The organism is Kitasatospora sp. NPDC053308 (assembly GCF_055585785.1).
In genome coordinates this window covers 37964-54892 of record NZ_JBVJJY010000026.1, presented here as the reverse complement: position 1 = coordinate 54892, position 16929 = coordinate 37964, and the positions used below count along the sequence as shown (strand labels likewise).

At 72.0% G+C, this 16929-nt stretch carries 16 protein-coding genes; 8 read left to right on the top strand and 8 right to left on the bottom strand.

Annotated elements, in window-relative coordinates:
- Positions 1 to 4 precede the first annotated feature (4 nt).
- The gene (locus tag ACZ6Y7_RS34720; protein ID WP_465761933.1) at positions 5 to 625 is read right to left on the bottom strand and encodes a DUF47 domain-containing protein; all 621 of its coding nucleotides are present in this window, start codon (positions 623 to 625) and stop codon (positions 5 to 7) included.
- A gap of 370 nt (positions 626 to 995) precedes the next feature.
- Between ACZ6Y7_RS34720 and ACZ6Y7_RS34715 the strand changes: the two genes are divergently transcribed.
- Positions 996 to 1379, top strand: a complete 384-nt coding sequence (locus ACZ6Y7_RS34715; RefSeq protein ID WP_465761932.1) for a metal-sensitive transcriptional regulator — start codon at positions 996 to 998, stop codon at positions 1377 to 1379.
- Between the two features lie 50 nt (positions 1380 to 1429).
- Here the strand turns inward: ACZ6Y7_RS34715 and ACZ6Y7_RS34710 are convergent, their stop codons facing one another.
- A complete protein-coding gene (locus ACZ6Y7_RS34710; RefSeq protein ID WP_465761931.1) occupies positions 1430 to 1618 on the bottom strand; it encodes a hypothetical protein in 189 nt (62 codons plus the stop codon).
- A gap of 196 nt (positions 1619 to 1814) precedes the next feature.
- Complete coding sequence (locus tag ACZ6Y7_RS34705) at positions 1815 to 2714, bottom strand: SCO4651 family lipoprotein (RefSeq protein WP_465761930.1); 900 nt, start codon at positions 2712 to 2714, stop codon at positions 1815 to 1817.
- Between the two features lie 162 nt (positions 2715 to 2876).
- Here ACZ6Y7_RS34705 and ACZ6Y7_RS34700 point away from each other — a divergent pair, with 162 nt between their 5' ends.
- On the top strand, positions 2877 to 3068 hold the full coding sequence (locus ACZ6Y7_RS34700; RefSeq protein WP_465761929.1) for a hypothetical protein: 192 nt from the start codon (positions 2877 to 2879) through the stop codon (positions 3066 to 3068).
- An 83-nt stretch (positions 3069 to 3151) separates the two neighbouring features.
- Here ACZ6Y7_RS34700 and ACZ6Y7_RS34695 read toward each other — a convergent pair whose 3' ends face one another.
- Complete coding sequence (locus ACZ6Y7_RS34695) at positions 3152 to 3874, bottom strand: phosphatase PAP2 family protein (protein ID WP_465761928.1); 723 nt, start codon at positions 3872 to 3874, stop codon at positions 3152 to 3154.
- Positions 3875 to 4081: 207 nt separating this feature from the next.
- A complete protein-coding gene (locus ACZ6Y7_RS34690; protein WP_465761927.1) occupies positions 4082 to 5248 on the bottom strand; it encodes a C40 family peptidase in 1167 nt (388 codons plus the stop codon).
- 248 nt (positions 5249 to 5496) lie between these two features.
- Here ACZ6Y7_RS34690 and ACZ6Y7_RS34685 point away from each other — a divergent pair, with 248 nt between their 5' ends.
- The 6 genes from ACZ6Y7_RS34685 to ACZ6Y7_RS34660 all read left to right on the top strand — a co-directional run bounded on the left by ACZ6Y7_RS34685 (position 5497) and on the right by ACZ6Y7_RS34660 (position 13157).
- Positions 5497 to 5847: a hypothetical protein gene (locus ACZ6Y7_RS34685; protein WP_223241718.1), complete on the top strand. Its 351-nt coding sequence runs from the start codon at positions 5497 to 5499 to the stop codon at positions 5845 to 5847.
- Between the two features lie 167 nt (positions 5848 to 6014).
- On the top strand, positions 6015 to 6833 hold the full coding sequence (locus ACZ6Y7_RS34680) for a DUF8175 domain-containg protein (protein WP_465761926.1): 819 nt from the start codon (positions 6015 to 6017) through the stop codon (positions 6831 to 6833).
- Between the two features lie 238 nt (positions 6834 to 7071).
- Positions 7072 to 8124: a hypothetical protein gene (locus ACZ6Y7_RS34675; RefSeq protein WP_465761925.1), complete on the top strand. Its 1053-nt coding sequence runs from the start codon at positions 7072 to 7074 to the stop codon at positions 8122 to 8124.
- Between the two features lie 7 nt (positions 8125 to 8131).
- A complete protein-coding gene (locus ACZ6Y7_RS34670) occupies positions 8132 to 9706 on the top strand; it encodes an SCO6880 family protein (protein WP_465761924.1) in 1575 nt (524 codons plus the stop codon).
- Positions 9707 to 9775: 69 nt separating this feature from the next.
- Positions 9776 to 11125 carry an ATP-binding protein gene (locus ACZ6Y7_RS34665; RefSeq protein WP_465761923.1) on the top strand — a complete coding sequence of 450 codons (1350 nt, stop codon included), beginning with the start codon at positions 9776 to 9778 and terminating at the stop codon, positions 11123 to 11125.
- 232 nt (positions 11126 to 11357) lie between these two features.
- Complete coding sequence (locus ACZ6Y7_RS34660; protein WP_465761922.1) at positions 11358 to 13157, top strand: bifunctional metallophosphatase/5'-nucleotidase; 1800 nt, start codon at positions 11358 to 11360, stop codon at positions 13155 to 13157.
- A gap of 135 nt (positions 13158 to 13292) precedes the next feature.
- Here the strand turns inward: ACZ6Y7_RS34660 and ACZ6Y7_RS34655 are convergent, their stop codons facing one another.
- The 3 genes from ACZ6Y7_RS34655 to ACZ6Y7_RS34645 form a co-directional block, all read right to left on the bottom strand.
- Positions 13293 to 14807 carry a HAMP domain-containing sensor histidine kinase gene (locus ACZ6Y7_RS34655; RefSeq protein WP_465761921.1) on the bottom strand — a complete coding sequence of 505 codons (1515 nt, stop codon included), beginning with the start codon at positions 14805 to 14807 and terminating at the stop codon, positions 13293 to 13295.
- Complete coding sequence (locus ACZ6Y7_RS34650) at positions 14804 to 15574, bottom strand: response regulator transcription factor (protein WP_465761920.1); 771 nt, start codon at positions 15572 to 15574, stop codon at positions 14804 to 14806. Before ACZ6Y7_RS34650 ends, ACZ6Y7_RS34655 begins: the two co-directional genes overlap by 4 nt.
- Positions 15575 to 15665: 91 nt before the next feature.
- On the bottom strand, positions 15666 to 16859 hold the full coding sequence (locus ACZ6Y7_RS34645; RefSeq protein WP_465761919.1) for a S1C family serine protease: 1194 nt from the start codon (positions 16857 to 16859) through the stop codon (positions 15666 to 15668).
- Positions 16860 to 16929: the final 70 nt, after the last annotated feature.

Below are 16929 nucleotides of genomic sequence, written 5' to 3'. Positions count from 1 at the left end.
AGGGTCAGGACTCCTTGACGGCGATGGTCTCCACCGTGTTGGCGACGTGCTCGAACGCGTCCGCCGCCTCCTCCAGGACGTCCACGATCTGCTTGAGCTTGAGGACCTCGATGGCGTCGTACTGACCGGAGAACAGGTGGGCGAGCAGCTTGCGGTGGATCTGGTCGGCCTGGTTCTCCAGCCGGTTGACCTCGATCCAGTACTCGGTGAGGTTCGTCATGCTCCGCAGGTTCGGCATCGCCGCCGCGGTGAGCTCGGCGGCCCGGGCCAGCACCTCGATCTGCTGCTCGATCCCCTTGGGCAGGGTCTGGATGTCATAGAGGACGACGAGGTCGACGGCCTCCTCCATGAAGTCCATGATGTCGTCCAGCGACGAGGCGAGGCTGTAGATGTCCTCGCGGTCGAAGGGCGTGATGAAGGACGAGTTCAGCTGGTGGAAGACGGCATGGGTGGTGTCGTCCCCGGCGTGCTCGGCGGCGCGCATGCGCTCGACGATCTCCGCGCGGGCCGACACGTCTGATCCCAGCAGCTCCAGCAGGAGCTTCGATCCGACGACGAGGTTCTCCGCCGCGGCGGCGAACATGTCGTAGAAGCTCGTCTCCTTCGGGGTCAGGCTAAAACGCACGGAAATCTCCGATGTGCGGGGTAGGGACTGAACGATGCTAGGTGCAACGAAGCGCAATCACGCAAACGGGGGCCCGGGAACGGAGCCGGACCCTCCCCTTCCGTTCGGGTGTCGCACCGGCTGACCCGGACCGGACCGCCACCTGCGGATCCGAGCCCCCAGTCTGACGGAACCTCGTCCGGATCGCCCCCCTCCTGCGGAGCGCGGACCGGGGCGCCGCTCAGACGGGTGAACCCGCACCGGCGCCCCGCCCGGCCCGGACCGGCGCGCGGCACATGCCGCCTCGGCCGTCGGAACACCACGCGGTGCCGAGGTGTTGGACACTGGTGGCCGACGCAGCCACCAGGCACTCCACACGAAGGCGGGGCCGATGACCACGACGCAAGCGCGCACCGAGCCGGATCACGCGCAGGAGGCGGACCCGCACGCCGGCCACGCCGCACCCGCGGCCGGGCCCCAGGGCGGCCACGGCCCGCACGGCTACAGCGCCCAGAAGGACGCCCACCTCAAGCGGCTGCGCCGGATCGAGGGCCAGATCCGCGGCCTGCAGCGCATGGTCGACGAGGACGTCTACTGCATCGACGTGCTCACCCAGGTGTCGGCCAGCACCAAGGCGCTGCAGTCCTTCGCGCTCTCCCTGCTGGAGGAGCACCTGCGGCACTGCGTCGCCGCGGCCGCCGAGCAGGGCGGCGCCGAGCTGGACGCCAAGGTGGCCGAGGCCACCGCCGCGATCAGCCGCCTCCTGCGCAGCTGAGCCCCCGGCCGGCCCGGCAGGGCCCGACCGGCCGACCCGCCGGACAGGGCCTAGTCCTCGGCCCCGGGCTCGGCGGGCCCGGGATCGGCCCGGTCGAGCAGCACCTCGTCGATCCGTTCGGTCGGCAGCCGGTCGCCGGAGCTGGCGGTCGCGGCGATCATCAGCTCACCGGCCAGCTCGATCTCGTCGAGGGCCGCGTCGTCATGGCCGCCGCTGCGGCCGCCCGTGGACGACACCACCTGCACCACCCCTTCAGTGCCTCGCCAGCCCGGGCGGCAGCCACCCGACGTCCAGCCTAGGCACTCCGGGGCCCGTCCACATGGCACGGACGGGCCATCTCGGCGCCCCCGAAACGGGTGGCCATCGCTCCCCGGACGGCCACCCGCTGCGGCGGAACCCCGTCTCGCCCCGGCGCCGGAGCGCTTCCCCGGCGGCCTACTTGGGGCTCTCCGTGGGCTTCATCTGGTAGATGTCCGAGGCCGAGGGTTCGGCCGCCTCGACCGGCTTCCCGAAGTCCGAGAGCGAGGTGGTCGAGGTCACCTTCACCTGGTCCTTGGGCTCCTTCGACCCGGCCACCCCGGCGAAGGTGAACACCTCCACCACCTTGTGCAGCCGGCCCTGGTCGTCCAGCCAGGCGTCGTACGGGACCTCCTTGACGGTGAAGGTCTGACCGCCCATCCGCAGGCCGTCCCCGCCCCGGCCGCCGGTCGCGTCGGCCGCCTTCGCCAGGTCCAGGGTGCCGCGGTAGTGGTGCAGCGCGACCCCGTCGACGGTCTCGGTGCCGACCGCCTCCGCCTTCTGCGCCCCGCGCAGCGCCCCCGCCGCCGAGGCCGGATCGGTCGCGCCGCTGCTGACCAGGTTGCCGTCCGGCAGCTGGCGCACGTCCAGCTTGACCCACTTGCCCTCGGGCACCTTGGCGCCGCTGTTCTGCAGGTAGACGGTGCCGGGCAGGACCACCTCGACGATCTTCCCGGTGGTCGCCGCGCCCGGCGGCACCTGGACCTCCAGCCGGCCGATCCGCTTCACGTAGTCGTAGCCGCCGGTGCCGCTGAAGGCGGCCTTCTTCTCGGCGGACTCGGTGACCAGCTCGGTGGCGGTGTGCGCGGAGCCGGTGCGGCCGGTGATGTCGGCGGCGTTGCGCACCGCCGTCAGCGGGTCCGCGGCGAGCTGGTCGGGGGCGTTCGACTGCTGGTCCGAGGAGCCGCCGCCGGAGCCGCCCGAGCACCCGGCCGCGCTCGCCGCCAGTGCGGCGGCGAGCAGGGCGGCCCCGGCCGCCGAGCGCAGGTGCGGACCCGGGCGGCGCGCTGGCCGCCCGGTGCGCTGCTGGTCGGTCATCTTCATCCTCGCGACAACCCCCTCGGGCCCGACTGCCCTGCCGGGAAACCACCGGGTGGGCAGAGCTCTTTCCGGGAAAACGAGTTGGCGCGCCAAGGGTTACGGGTGCCCGCCGATCGGCGGACTTCGCGCGGCGGACGGCCGCGCGTTACGGTGAACCACGTGCACAGTGAGCTGCCGGTCCCACCCGGCACCGTCCGGATGCCCGAGCACCGCCTCGCGATCGACGAGCGCGGTTCCTTCGCCCACGCGAGCTGCAGCTGCGGCTGGTTCGCCCCGGCCCGCCGCTCCCGAGACCTCGCCCGTCGCGAGGGGGCCGACCACCTCACCGCGAGCGGCGTCGACCCGGACTGACCTCTGCCCCGGCCCGTCGCCCGCCCGCCGTGCAGTCGGGCCGCCTGGGCCGCCTGGGCCCGCCGGTCCGGTCGCGGTGCGGCTCAGGCCGCCAGGTCGGACTCCGGCGGCTGCTCCCCGCTCCGGACCGCCCCTCGCCCGCGCCGACGGCCGCGCGGACCGGCCGCGCTCCCGCCCGCGCCACCGCTCCCCGACGCCCGGATCAGCGGGGCGACGGCCGTCCGGCCCAGCGCGTGGCAGAACGGCACCAGGACCGCCATCGCGATCGGCGCCAGCAGCAGCACCACGGCGACAGCCAGCGCGAAGCCGCCGATCACGTCGGTCGGGTAGTGCACGCCCATGAACATCCGGCAGAAGCCCTGCAGCAGGGCCAGCCCGCCGGCGATCCAGCCGAGCCGACGGTTCACCAGGAACAGCGCCACCGCGACGCCCATCGTCATGGTCGAGTGGTCACTGACGAAGGAGTGCGTGCCCGCCTTGCCGTCCACCAGGACCAGCAGCCCGGGATGGTCGACGAACGGGCGCGGGCGGTTGACGATCGCGGCGATCGGCAGGTTGGCCAGCTCGGCGATGGCCACCGACAGCGGCACCCAGAGCAGCCCGGCGACCGCCACCGGCGCGTCCGGACGGCGTCTGGCCTGCAACCAGGCCACCAGGCCGAGCAGGCCCAGGCCGATCAGGATGCCGTACTCGCCGATCCACGAGACCAGGTGGTCCAGCCACTGCGGGGAGCGCTTGGCCAGGCCGTTGACGGCGTAGAGCAGGCCGAGGTCGGGGTTGGTCGTGTCGGCAAGCGGCGTCGACACGCCGCACCTCCTTCTGGTCCTTCTGGTCCGCTACAGCTGTTCGTTCCCGCCGGGGCCCGCCCGGCGCGGAATGCTGACGAGGGGCCACCGGAACAAACGTCATTTCCGGGGCACAGCGTTCCACGGAAACGCGCAGTTATGGAAACTTGACTCAGCGTCCACACTGCGCACACAGGTCACGGGAGCCCCATCCGTACCCCCCCCCGTCTACCGGCCAGCCCCGGCGGGAGCCGGCCCGGTGGGCGCGGGCGGGGCCGCCGCCGCGGGCCGGGCGGGCGCCGCCGTCGCGCCCGCCTGGGCGCCTCCCTGGAGGCCGGCGGAGGTCGTCGGGGCCGTCGAACCGGGCCGGCTCGGGGCGTTGACCGCACCGTCGTTGTTCCGGCTCGGCAGCGCCTGGGCGCCGTCCGACGTCACCCGGGTCGCGCCGATGTACTCCCTGGTGTCGATCTTGTCGTAGCGGATCACCGCGCCGGTGTGCGGCGCGTTGATCATGTAGCCGCCGCCGACGTAGATCCCGACGTGGTGGATGCTCCGGGGGTCGCTCAGATCCGTCGCCCAGAACACCAGGTCGCCCGGCCGCAACTGATCGCGCGACGGGTGCGGGCCGGCGTACCACTGGTCGTTCGCGACCCGGGGCAGCGTGATGCCCACGCTGGCGTACGCGGCCTGGGTCAGGCCCGAGCAGTCGAACCGCCCGTTCTGCGAGGGCAGGCCCTCACCGCCCCACAGGTACGGCGTGCCCAGCTTCGTCTGCGCGAAGTAGATCGCCCCCGCCGACTGCGCCGACACCTCCAACGGCGCCGTCGGCGCGGTGAAGCTGCGGGCCATCGCCTGGATGCTCCGCACGTAGCCCTGGGTCTCCTTGTACGGCGGGATGCCCCGGTTGCTCGTCACCGCGTACGGGCCGGCGTTGTAGGCGGCCAGCATGTTGGCCTGCGGGTCGCCCGGCACGTTCGCGACGTCCTTGGCGAGCGCGCAGTCGTACACCGCCGCCGAGGCGATCGCGTCGTACGGGTCCCAGACGTCCTTCCGGCCGTCACCGTTCGCGTCCGTTCCGTACGTCGCCCAGGTGCCCGGCATGAACTGCGCCATTCCCTGCGCGCCGACACCCGAGCGCGCCTTGGGGTCGAATCCGCTTTCCTGGTACAGCTGCGCCGCGAGCATCGGCGGAGAGATCGCGGGGCACAGCGCGCCCCACTTCTGGATCGCCTCCTGGTAGGCCGCGGGGACCGTTCCGGGCGAGAGGGCGGAACGATTCGCCGACTGTTGCGGCGTCCCACTCGCCGCATAAGTCCCCATCGTCACCAGCCCGATGAACCCGAACGCAACAACTCCCGCAGCGACGGCGGCCGTCCCGGCCTTCCGGAGTACCATCAGCACCATCCCGACGATTCGTCAGTCGAAGTGTTCCGGAAGGCGTTGCTCACCGCAATCATCCGAGATACAAGGAGTGAGCGCTATCCTTCGTACGGTGGACATCCTCGCGTACGTGTCCGATGCCTCACGACCAATCCGCGAGAAGTAGCCAAGTCGACATCAGATCTGGCCAAGAATAGGCACCGACCCTTCGCGCGGGCGGGGTCCGGGCCCTTGAATTTGCCTGATCGGGCGGTGAGATGGAAATGAACCTGAGCAGCGTGCACACCTATGCGGTCGGCCACCTGGCCGAGGACCCTCCCAAGAAGCCGAATATCGACACCATCATCGGCGGGATCGCCCCGGACTGGGGCCCGTTCGCGAGCCTCGGGTCGGAGGCCCGGGTCATGGTCGAGGTCATCATGGCCGTCGCCATCCTCGTCTGCCTCGGCCTCGCCGTCTGGGGCGCGGCCAAGCAGCGGATCGGTGCGACCGCCATGCGGGACAGCTTCGGAGCCGAACAGGGCAAGGGACTGATCGTCGCCGGCCTGACCGGCGTGTTCATCATCGGATCACTCGGCACTCTGTTCACCATTGTCTACGGCATGGCGATCTGACGATCGGACAGCAGTAGTCCGGCCCGTCCGAGGTCCGGTCCCCGCCCGGACCGCCATCGGTGGCCGGTCCGTCAGCAGTTCACCCCGTACCCCGCCCTCCGTCCGCGCCCGCCCCCGGGCGGAGGGTCCCCGGAGCCGCCCCGGCTCCCCGCACCAGGAGGGCCGCCGTGCCGTTGTCCGACGACCAGCCGCACACCCGTACGCGGCTACCGGTCGGGGAACAGCCCTCCTCGCCGCCGAGCCTGCGTCAGTCCCGGCCGCTGCGGACCCTGCTGACCGTCCTCGTCGTGGTCACCCTCCTCGTCGTCGCCATCGCCATCGCCAACCGAGGCAAGCCCGACCCCGGCAGCGGCAACGGCGGCTCCGCCGACCACGCCGCCCCCGGCACCACCTCCGGCGCCGGCCCCGGCCCCAGCGGCGACCAGCCCGTCGGCACCACCGTCAACGGCATCGCGTCCGGCTTCCCGCACAGCGACCAGGGCGCCCAGTCCGCCGCCGCCAACTACGCGGTGGCGATCGGCTCCGCGGACATGTTCCGCACAGACAGCCGCCACACCATCGTCGCCACCATCGCCGACCCGGGCGCCGCGGCCACCCTGCAGACCCGACTGGACCAGGGCTTCGGCGGCGACACCGTCGCCCGCTACGGCCTCGACGCCCAGGGCCGCGCGCCGAAGGGCCTCACCTTCGTCAGCCGCACCGTGCCGGTCGGCACCAAGTCGACGGGCTACACCGAGAGCGACGCCAAGGTCGAAGTGTGGTGCACGGGCCTCACCGGCCTCGCCGGCGAACGCTCCGTCCAGCCGGTGACCACCAACTGGTTCACCCTCACGCTCTCGCTGCACTGGACGGGCGGCGACTGGAAGCTCGCCGACTTCACCAGCAGGCAGGGCCCCGCACCGATGACGGCAGACCAGCAGGCCGCCACCGCCGAGGAGATCACCGGCGCCGTCCAGCAGTTCGGGGGGTTCCGCTATGCCCGTTGACCAGACCTCGCACCGATCCACCGCACGTCGGGTGGGAACGCTGGCCGGCGCGCTCCTCACCCTGCAGGTGACGGCGTTGCTGGCCGCCCAGCGCGTGTTCGCCGATCCGTCGCCGACACCGACGCCGAGTGGAACGTCCACCGCCAACTGCCCTGACCTCCCGATCTCAGGGAACGGCATTCTCTGTGTCGACAAGCCCGGAGGTGGTTCGTTCCCCGGGTCGAGCACCGTCGGCGGCGTGACCGATCCGCTGGGGTCGTTGGCGAAGAGTTGTGCGCAGGCGGCGGCGTGGGTGGTGCGGAACCTGTCGGGGGCGATCGACGGGACGACGCAGGTGGACTTCACCAACGCGTCGTTCCTGCAGCAGTACGCCGTGGTGTTCGCCGTGTCGACGGTGATCACGCTGGTGCTGTGGCTGCTGGCGGTGACGAAGCGGGCGGTGCGGGGGGCGCCGCTGACGACGGCGTTCTCGGAGGCGATCGGCTTCCTGTGGCTGACGGTGGTGGCGTCCGCGTTCACGCCGTTGATCCTGTACACCGTGGTGAGCGTGACGGACGGGCTGACCAAGGCGATCGCGGTCGGGACGAAGACGGACACCGGGTCGTACCTGGGCGGGTTCGCGGACACGTTGGAGAAGGGGAACGTCGGCGGCGGCCCGCTGATCCTGGTGCTGGTGTCGCTGGTCGCGGTGCTGGCGGCGGCGGTGCTCTGGATCGAGCTGCTGATCCGCGCGGCGATGCTGTACGTGGGCGCGCTGCTGGGGACGGCGGTGTACGCGGGGCTGGTCGACAAGCAGCTGTGGAAGCACGTGCGCCGGTGGGCTGGCGTGATGCTGGCGGTGGACCTGGCGAAGCCGATCATCGTGATCATCCTGGGCCTGGCGGGTGCGGTGGCGACCGGGGCCGGGGCGAGTGACGACTTCGCCCGGGTGCTGTCGGGGCTGGCGATCCTGTTCCTGTCGATCTTCGCCAGTGCCGCGATCTACCGCTTCGTGCCGGGCTTCGGCGACGAGATCCTGAACATGCGCCAGGCCCGGGCCAACGCGGTGCAGGCGGGTTCGGCGATGATCAACGGCACCGCGAACCTGATGAAGCAGGGCATCACCACCCACGGCGACCGCGGGGCGGCGGCGGGCGGGGGCGGCGGCGGTGGTGGTGCGGGCGGCGGCTCGGTCGCGCCGGGCATCGCCGCGCACGCCGGCCGGACGCCGGCTCCGCCGCCCCAGGCCGGGCCGCTGCCGCAGGCCGCTCCGGTTCCGATCCGCGACAGCAATCCAGCGAAGGGAGGGTGACGGGTAAGTGAGCAGCGAACCGCTCGGCCAGTACGGCGCCCAGTACGCCCAGCCGTACGTGCACCAGCGCCGCACCTACCTGATCGGCAAGGCCCGCCCGAACGCGCCGATCGGCCGGAACCGGGAGTCCGGCGAGATCATGCTGATCATCTTCGGGGCTTTCCTCGGGATGCTCTGGGGCCTGCTGATGCCGGTCCTGCCGTTGCGGATCGGCGGTCTGGTCGGTCTGCCGGCGCTCGCCATCGCGGCGGTGTACGTGCCGTACCGCAAGCGGACGTTCTACAAGTGGGTGGAGATCAACCGCACCTACCGCCGGACGGTCCGCAGTGGGCGGGCGGTGTGGCGTTCGGACGTGATGGACGCGGGCACCCGGATGGACGGCCGGGAGGTGGAGGTCGGTCCGCCCCCCGGGGTGGGGCGGCTGCGCTGGCTGACCGCGCCGTTCGGGCCGGACGAGGTCGGGGTGCTGATGCACCTGGAGCGGCGGACGGTGACGGCCGCGATCGAGATCGAGGGCCCGGGCGTCGGGCTGCGCGACTCGGAGGACCAGGAGGCGCTGGTCGACCGGTTCGGGACGCTGCTGAAGCACGTCGCCAACGGGGACGGTTTCGTGACCCGGCTGCAGATCCTCGCCCGTACGCTGCCGGCCGACCCGGACGCGCACGCCAAGGACGTGGAGCGGCGCGGCGACCGCGACGCGCCGCGTTGGCTGCAGGACTCGTACGACCAGCTGCAGTCCATGGTGTCGACCTCTTCCGAGCAGCACCGGGCGTACCTGGTGGCCTGCATGCACTACACCCGCGACCTGGCCGCCGAGGCGCACGCGATGGGCCGCACGGCCAACGGCCGGCGGGCCCGGGACGACGAGGGGCTGGCGGCCGTGATGGCGCGCGAGCTGACCGACATCTGCGCCCGACTGGCCGAGGCGGACATCCGGGTGCGCCAGCCGCTGGGGCAGGCCCGGCTCTCCTCGCTGCTGCACTCGATGTACGACCCGGACCACCCGATCGACCACATCCAGGCGATGTCCCGGCGCAACGCCTGGCCGGCCGAGCTGGACGCGACCCACCCGCAGTACCTGCAGGCGAAGACCCGGGAGTCGGCGACCCGCGAGCCGTGGTGCCACGCGACCGCGTGGATCAAGGAGTGGCCGCTCACCCCGGTGGGCGTCAACTTCCTGGCGCCGCTGCTGGTGCACACCCCGGACGTGATCCGGACGGTCGCGGTGACGATGGACCTGGAGCCCACCGACGTCGCGATCGAGCGGATGCTGACCGAGAAGACCAACGACGAGGCGGAGGCCAGCCGCGCCGCCAAGATGAACCGGACGGTCGACCCGCGCGACCTGGCCCACACCGGCCGGGTGGACCAGCGCGGCGACGACCTGGCCTCCGGCGCGGCCGGGGTGAACCTGGTCGGCTACATCACGGTGTCCTCGCGCAACCCGGACGCGCTGGCCCGCGACAAGCGGACCATCCGGGCCTCGGCCGGCAAGAGCTACCTCAAGCTGGAGTGGTGTGACCGCGAGCACCACCGGGCCTTCGTCAACACCCTTCCGTTCGCCACCGGCATCCGCCGCTGACGGCGGCGCCGACACCTTCGCGGATCCCCGCCCCCGTCCGACCGTTCCGCCGACTCAGGGAGGCCGTCCATGGCGCTCGGCAGACTCACCGACGCGTTCACCAGCCTGATGTTCGGCAAGGTGGAGACCACCCGCCTGCCGGTGCGCACCTCCACCGGCCAGGCGCAGGCGGTCTACCTGCCCACCGCCGCCCCGGGGCTGGGCGACTCGGGCGTGATCATCGGCCGTGAGGTGTACAGCGGCAAGGGGTACGTCTACGACCCTTTCCAGCTGTACGGGCAGCAGCTTCCGGCGCCGCACTGGCTGGTGCTCGGCGAGTCCGGCAACGGCAAGTCGGCGCTGGAGAAGACGTACGTGCTGCGGCAGTTGAGGTTCCGGGACCGGCAGGTCGTGGTGCTCGACGCGCAAGGCGAGGACGGCGTCGGAGAGTGGAACCTGATCGCCGACGCGCTGGGCATAAAGTCCATCCGGCTGGACCCGATGGCCGCCCGGGACGGCGGGGTGAAGCTCAATCCGCTGGACCCGGCGATCACCCAGACCGGTCAGCTCTCCCTGCTGCGCACCATCATCGAGGTGGCGATGGGGCGCGGGCTGGAGGAGCGGGCCGGCTTCGCGCTGAAGGCGGCGCACGCGCACGTGGTGGCCTCGGTGACCGACCGGCAGCCGGTGCTGGACGACATCATCGACACCCTGCGCAACCCCGACCTGTCCTCGGTGGAGTCGCTGGGCGTGGCGGTGGACGAGGTGCAGTCCTGGGGCCTGGACGTGGCGCTGGTGCTGGACCGGCTGGTCGACGGTGACCTGCGCGGCATGTTCGACGGGCCGACCACCAAGGGCATCGACCTGGATGCGCCGCTGATCGTCTTCGACCTCTCGCACATCGACCGCAACTCGATCGCGATGCCGATCCTGATGGCGATCGTCGGGGTGTGGCTGGAGCACACCTGGATCCGGCCGGACCGCAAGAAGCGCATCTTCCTGGTAGAGGAGGCGTGGCACATCATCAACAGCCCCTTCGTGGCACAGCTGTTCCAGCGGCTGCTGAAGTTCGGCCGCCGGCTCGGGCTCTCCTTCGTGGCGGTGGTGCACCACCTGTCGGACGTGGTGGACGGTGCGGCGGCCAAGGAGGCGTCGGCGATCCTGAAGATGGCCTCCACCCGGACGATCTACATGCAGAAGGCCGAGGAGGCGCGGGCGACCGGCCGGGTGCTGGGTCTGCCGCGGTGGGCGGTGGAGATCATCCCCACACTTTCGCCGGGCATCGCGGTCTGGGACGTCAACGGCAACGTCCAGGTGGTCAAGCACATCATCACCGACACCGAGCGGCCGCTGGTGTACACCGACCGCGCGATGACCGAGGACGCGGTGGCCGAACGGGTACGGGCGGAGCGGCAGTTGGCCGCCGAGCCGGGGGTCTGACGGAGGCTTCCCGGCGGGCGGCGGACGGGCCGTCCGGGACCGGCTTCCGTGCGGTCCGCGCAGTCCCGCACCCCGCGGAGGGCGACGGTTCGTCAGTAGGTAATCCTCTCGTTACGTTCGACGTCCTGACAGCTACGCGCGTTGACCCTAGGCTGCACTCGCACAAACACATGCCCGAACGCCGGTGCTGTCCACCGCCGGCGCTCCTCCGAGGTGCAGGGGAACCCACTTCATGCTCACCGTCAGGTCCCGACGGACGGCCCTCGCCGTCGTCGCCGCCGCCGGTCTGCTCGGCACGGTGGTCGTGCCGACGGCCGCCCAGGCCGCCGACGCCAACGCCAAGCGTCACAAGACCGTCAACCTCCAGCTGCTGGCGATCAACGACTTCCACGGCAACCTGGAGCCCCCGGCGGGCTCGTCCGGCACGATCAAGGAGATCGACCCGGCCACCGGCAAGGAGGTCGCCACCCCGGCCGGCGGCATCGAGTACCTGGCCACCGAACTGCGCAAGGCCCGGATACCGGCCGACGACTCGATCACCGTCGCGGCCGGCGACATCGTCGGCGCCAGCCCGCTCACCTCGGCGCTCTTCCACGACGAGCCGACCATCGAGGCGATGGACAAGCTCGGCCTGGACGTCACCTCGGTGGGCAACCACGAGTTCGACGAGGGCGCGCAGGAGCTGCTGCGCATGCAGGAGGGCGGCTGCCACCCGACCGACGGCTGCTACGAGCCCGGCCGCACCTTCAAGGGCGCCAACTTCAACTACCTGTCGGCGAACGTCACCGACGAGAAGACCGGCAAGCCGCTGCTGGCCCCGTACTGGATCACCAAGTCCCAGGGCGTGAAGATCGGCTTCATCGGCGTCACCCTGGAGGGCACGCCGAACATCGTGACCGCCGAGGGCGTCAAGGGCCTCAAGTTCACCAACGAGGTCACCACGATCAACAAGTACGCCGCCGAGCTCAAGGCCAAGGGCGTCAACTCGATCGTCGCGCTGATCCACGAGGGCGGTTACCCGGCCAGCAGCGTCTACAACTACGACTGCGGCGCCGCCGGCCAGGGCATCTCCGGCCCGATCGTCGACATCGCCAAGAAGATCGACCCGGCGGTCGGCGCCATCGTCACCGGCCACACCCACAACGCGTACGCCTGCAGCATCCCGGACCCCAACGGCGTCCCGCGCTCGGTGACCAGTGCCGCCTCCTTCGGCCGGCTCTTCACCCAGATCGACATGAAGCTGGACAAGACCACCGGCGAGATCGTGCGTCCCTCGGTGAAGGCCGAGAACCACGTGGTGCGCCGCACGGTCGAGAAGGCGTCCGACATGACGGCGCTGGTCGAGCACTACCAGAAGCTGGCCGCCCCGATCGCCAACCGTCCGGTCGGCTACATCGCCGCGGACATCAACGGGCGCGGCAGCAGCGACCTGGAGAAGCCGCTCGGTGACCTGATCGCCGACGCGCAGCTGGCCGGGCTCTCCCCGGCCGACAAGGGCGGGGCGCAGGTCGCCTTCATGAACCCCGGCGGCATCCGCTCCGACCTGGTCTACAAGGCCTCGGGCAGCGAGGGCGACGGGGTGGTGACCTACGGCGAGGCGTTCACCGTCCAGCCGTTCACCAACATGATGCAGGTCAAGACGCTGACCGGCGCCCAGCTGGTCCAGCTGCTCCAGCAGCAGGTGAGCGGTGTCAACACCGCGGCGCCGAAGGTGCTCCAGGTGTCCTCGAACCTGCACTACACCCTGGACATGCGCAAGGCCGGCGCGGACCGGCTGCTCGTCGACTCGATCCGCCTGAACGGCGCGCCGATCGACCAGGCGGCCACGTACCGCGTCGCGGCCAACGAGTTCCTGGCCGGTGGCGGCGACGGCTTCCCGGCCTTCGCGGCCGGCACCGACAAGCTCGTCGGCGCCTCCGACCTGGACGTCTTCACCGCCTACCTGGGTGCCCACAGCTCGGCGAGCGCGCCGCTGAAGGCCCCGGCGCAGGACCGCATCAAGGTCATCGGCCCGGGCAGCGACATCGACTGACCGTGAGCCGGCCGGGGCCCTGGGCCCCGCGGTACGGGCGGGGCGCTGTCGGGGCGCCCCGCCCGTCCTGTTTCCGCCCGGCCCCGGCCTGGCCCGCCCCACCCCGCCGGGACGTGACGGAGTGCGGCGGGGGCGTCATTCCGGGGCGGGCCCGCCGGGCAGCCGTACGGTGGCGAGCGCGCCCGGGCCGCCGTCCGCGGCCGGGCCGAGCGTGACCTCGCCGCCGGCCTCCCGGACGCTCTGCGCGACGATCGACAGCCCGAGGCCGGAGCCGGGCAGCTGGCGCGAGGACGGCGAGCGCCAGAAGCGGTCGAAGACGTACTGGAGCTCGTCCGGCGGGATGCCGGGGCCGTGGTCGCGGACGGTCAGCACGCCCTGCCGCAGGCGGACTTCGATGGTGCCGCCGGGCGGGCTGTACTTGACCGCGTTGTCCAGCAGGTTGATCACCGCCCGTTCCAGACCGGCCGCGTCTCCGTGCACGTACCAGGGGTCGGCGCTCGTCTCGAAGACCAGTCCCGGGCCGCGCAGCTTCGCCCGCTCGACGGCGCGTCCGGTGATCTCGTGCAGGGCCACGACGGCGAGATTCGGGCCGCTCTTGGGGGAGTCCGGGCGGGAGAGCTGGAGCAGGTCGCCGATCAGGACGGTGAGTTCCTGCATCTGCGCCTTCATGTTGCCCAGCAGCTTGGTCCTGGTCGCCGGGGGGAGCGGGCGGCCGGTGTCGTTGCTGCGGATCAGCAGGTCGACATTGGTGCGCAGCGAGGTGAGCGGGGTGCGGAGCTCGTGGCCGGCGTCGGCGATCAGTCGCGTCTGCCGCTCGCGGGAGTTGGCGAGGGCGGTGCTCATCGAGTTGAAGGAGGTGGACAGCCGGGCGATCTCGTCGTCCCCGTGGACCGGGATGGTGGTGCCGACCTCCTCGGTGCGGGCGATGTGCTCGACGGCGTCGGTGAGTTGGTCGACCGGCTTGAGGGAGGAGTGGGCGACCAGGCGGCCGGCGGCGGCGGCGAGCAGGATGCCGCCGACGGAGACGGCGCCGAGCAGGATGGCGAGGCCCTGGAGGGAGTGCTCGACCGGGGCGGTCGGCGCGGCGACCATGACCAGGACCGGCGGGTAGCCGGGGGTGGCGTTCGGGTACCAGGCCAGACGCACCATGGCGGGCGATCCGTCGGTGTACTGGCCGTCACGGGTGACCGGCTTGGCCTTGGGGAGGGCGAACACCTTGGCGTCGCTCTGCTCGATGACGATCGCGTGCTTGGCGCCGGGCGGCAGACAGACGTGCGAGAGGTCGGAGGAGACGTTCTGGGTGTCCCGCAGGGGCGGACTGCCCATCTCCGTGGGCGGACGGCTGCCCCGGGGCGTGGCCAGGGACGACGCGAGTGCTTCCTGCGGGGTGTTGCCGCAGGGGAAGTTGCCGTTCCTCGGCAGCGGCTCCGGCTCGGCGCTCACCAGGTCGGTGCGGACCTGGTTGTAGAGCTGCTTCTCCACGATGAACCAGCACGCCAGCGCGGACAGCGCGATGGCCACCGCCACCGCCGCCGCGCTGAGGAAGGTGAGGCGGCTGCGCAGGGACCGCGAGCGGAACCAGTGGGCGAGGCGCCGCCGGCGGCTCCGGGTGCGGGGCGGGGCCAGGGGTGGAGGGGGTACGGCGGTCACGCGTGGGTGCCGGCGGCCGGGCGCAGGGCGTAGCCGACGCCGCGTACGGTCTGGATCAGGCGGGGCATGCCGCCCTGCTCGGTCTTGCGGCGCAGGTACATCACGTACACGTCGAGGGAGTTCGAGGACGGCTCGAAGTCGAAGCCCCAGACCGCCTTGAGGATCTGTTCGCGGGTGAGGACCTGGCGGGGGTGCGAGAGGAACATCTCCAGCAGCATGAACTCGGTGCGGGTGAGTTCGATCGGCTTGCCGGCCCGGGTGACCTCGCGGGTGGCGGTGTTCATCCGCAGGTCGGCGAAGGAGAGGACCTCGGTCTCGTCCTCGGCGGCGGCCCGGGCGGCGGCCTCGGCGGCGAGGGCGTTGCGGCGCAGCAGGGCGCGGACCCGGGCGAGCAGTTCGTCGAGTTCGAAGGGCTTGGCGAGGTAGTCGTCGGCGCCGACGTCGAGGCCGGTGACGCGGTCGCCGACGGCGTCGCGGGCGGTGAGCATCAGCACCGGGACGGTGTCGCCGCGCGAGCGCATCCGGCGGACGGCGGTGAGGCCGTCCATCCGGGGCATCATGATGTCCAGCAGGACGAGGTCGGGCCGGTCGCGTTCGACGGATTCCAGGGCTTCGTAGCCGTCGGTGGCGGTGGCGACCTCGTAGCCCTCGAAGGCGAGGCTGCTCTCCAGGGCGTCCCGGAGGGCGGGTTCGTCGTCGACCACGAGGAGCCGGGCGGAGGGGTGGCCGGGCTCGGCGGGGGTGCGGTCGTCGGCGGACGGGGTCATGGGCGGCTGCCCTTTCTCGTCGGGTGGAGGGCCTGCTGGGTCTGCTGGGAGCCATTGTCCGTCGTGCGGGCGGTGCCCGGACGGGTTCGGCCTACACGTTCTGGCCGGCTTCGAGCTTCGGCAGGACCTGCTTGATGGAGTCGATCGGGATGGCGAAGCCGAGGCCGACGCTGCCGGCCGTGCCGCCGCCGGCGGTGGAGCTGGTGCCATTCGGGGCGTACATGGCCGAGTTGATGCCGATGACCTGGCCGTTGGCGTTGATCAGCGGGCCGCCGGAGTTGCCGGGGTTGAGGGCGGCGTCGGTCTGGAAGGCCTTGTAGGTCGTGGTGGTGCCGCTGCCGGACTGGGGCTGGCCGCCGCGCAGGCCGGGCAGGGTGGGGAAGCCGAAGCCGCCGTTGCCGCTGGTGCTGCCCTCGTCGAGCTGGACGGTGACGTCGCGGTTCTCGGCGCTGATGATGCCGGAGGTGACGGTGCCGGTGAGGCCGTCCGGGTTGCCGATGGCGACGACCGGGTCGCCGACGGCCACGGTGGAGGAGTCGCCGAGGACGGCGGGGGTGAGGTTCTTGGCGCCGGTGGCGGTGATGACGGCGACGTCGAGGGACTTGTCGGTGCCGGTGACGTCGGCCTGCGCGGTGGAGCCGTCCTTGAAGGTGACGGTGATCCTGCCGCCGGCGGCCGCGCTGTCGATCACGTGGTAGTTGGTGAGGATCCGGCCGTCCTTGTCCAGGACGACGCCGGTGCCGGTGGCGGTGCCGTTGCCGGTCTTGACGGTGATCTGGACGACGCTGGGCGAGACGGCGGCGGCGATGGCCGCCACGTCGGCGCTGCCGTCGCTGCGGGCGGAGACCGGGCTGGCGACGGTGCCGACCCGGGTGTCGCCGGACTGCCGGTCGGCGGCGACCAGGCCGCCGGTGACCCCGCCCAGGACGGCGGCGACCGCCGCGACGGCCGTCACCAGGGCGAGCCGGCCGCGCAGCAGGCCGCGCCGGGCCCGGCTGCCGCGACCGCCGTGGCCCTCGGGGCCCTCGGGGGAGCCGGGGCCGATGAGGGTGGGCGGCTCGGGCGGCATGGGCGGGGGAGGCGGCGGTCCGTCGAAGCCGCCGCCGGAGTGGTCCTCGCGGTGGGCGTACCCGGCGGGGCCGGTGTTGCCCGCGGTGCTGCCCGTGGTGCTGTCGAGCACGGTGCCCTCGATCACCCGGGGCTGGTACGGGCCGTACGGGTCCTGGCTCGGGTCCCGGTACGGGTGCTGGTACGGGTCGCCGGCGTGCTGCTGCTGTTCGCTCATGCCGACCAAGCTCCGCCCGGCGGATGAGGACGGGATGAGAACCGGCTCAGAACGGGAAGAGAAGCCCGTT

What these genes read in the sequence shown, in the direction of transcription:
- ACZ6Y7_RS34705 (WP_465761930.1), bottom strand. Translation starts at nt 2,714, where the DNA reads ATGACCGACCAGCAGCGCACCGGGCGGCCAGCGCGCCGCCCGGGTCCG.
- ACZ6Y7_RS34665 (WP_465761923.1), top strand. Translation starts at nt 9,776, where the DNA reads ATGGCGCTCGGCAGACTCACCGACGCGTTCACCAGCCTGATGTTCGGC.
- ACZ6Y7_RS34660 (WP_465761922.1), top strand. Translation starts at nt 11,358, where the DNA reads ATGCTCACCGTCAGGTCCCGACGGACGGCCCTCGCCGTCGTCGCCGCC.
- ACZ6Y7_RS34645 (WP_465761919.1), bottom strand. Translation starts at nt 16,859, where the DNA reads ATGAGCGAACAGCAGCAGCACGCCGGCGACCCGTACCAGCACCCGTAC.
- ACZ6Y7_RS34650 (WP_465761920.1), bottom strand. Translation starts at nt 15,574, where the DNA reads ATGACCCCGTCCGCCGACGACCGCACCCCCGCCGAGCCCGGCCACCCC.
- ACZ6Y7_RS34685 (WP_223241718.1), top strand. Translation starts at nt 5,497, where the DNA reads ATGAACCTGAGCAGCGTGCACACCTATGCGGTCGGCCACCTGGCCGAG.
- ACZ6Y7_RS34715 (WP_465761932.1), top strand. Translation starts at nt 996, where the DNA reads ATGACCACGACGCAAGCGCGCACCGAGCCGGATCACGCGCAGGAGGCG.
- ACZ6Y7_RS34690 (WP_465761927.1), bottom strand. Translation starts at nt 5,248, where the DNA reads ATGGTACTCCGGAAGGCCGGGACGGCCGCCGTCGCTGCGGGAGTTGTT.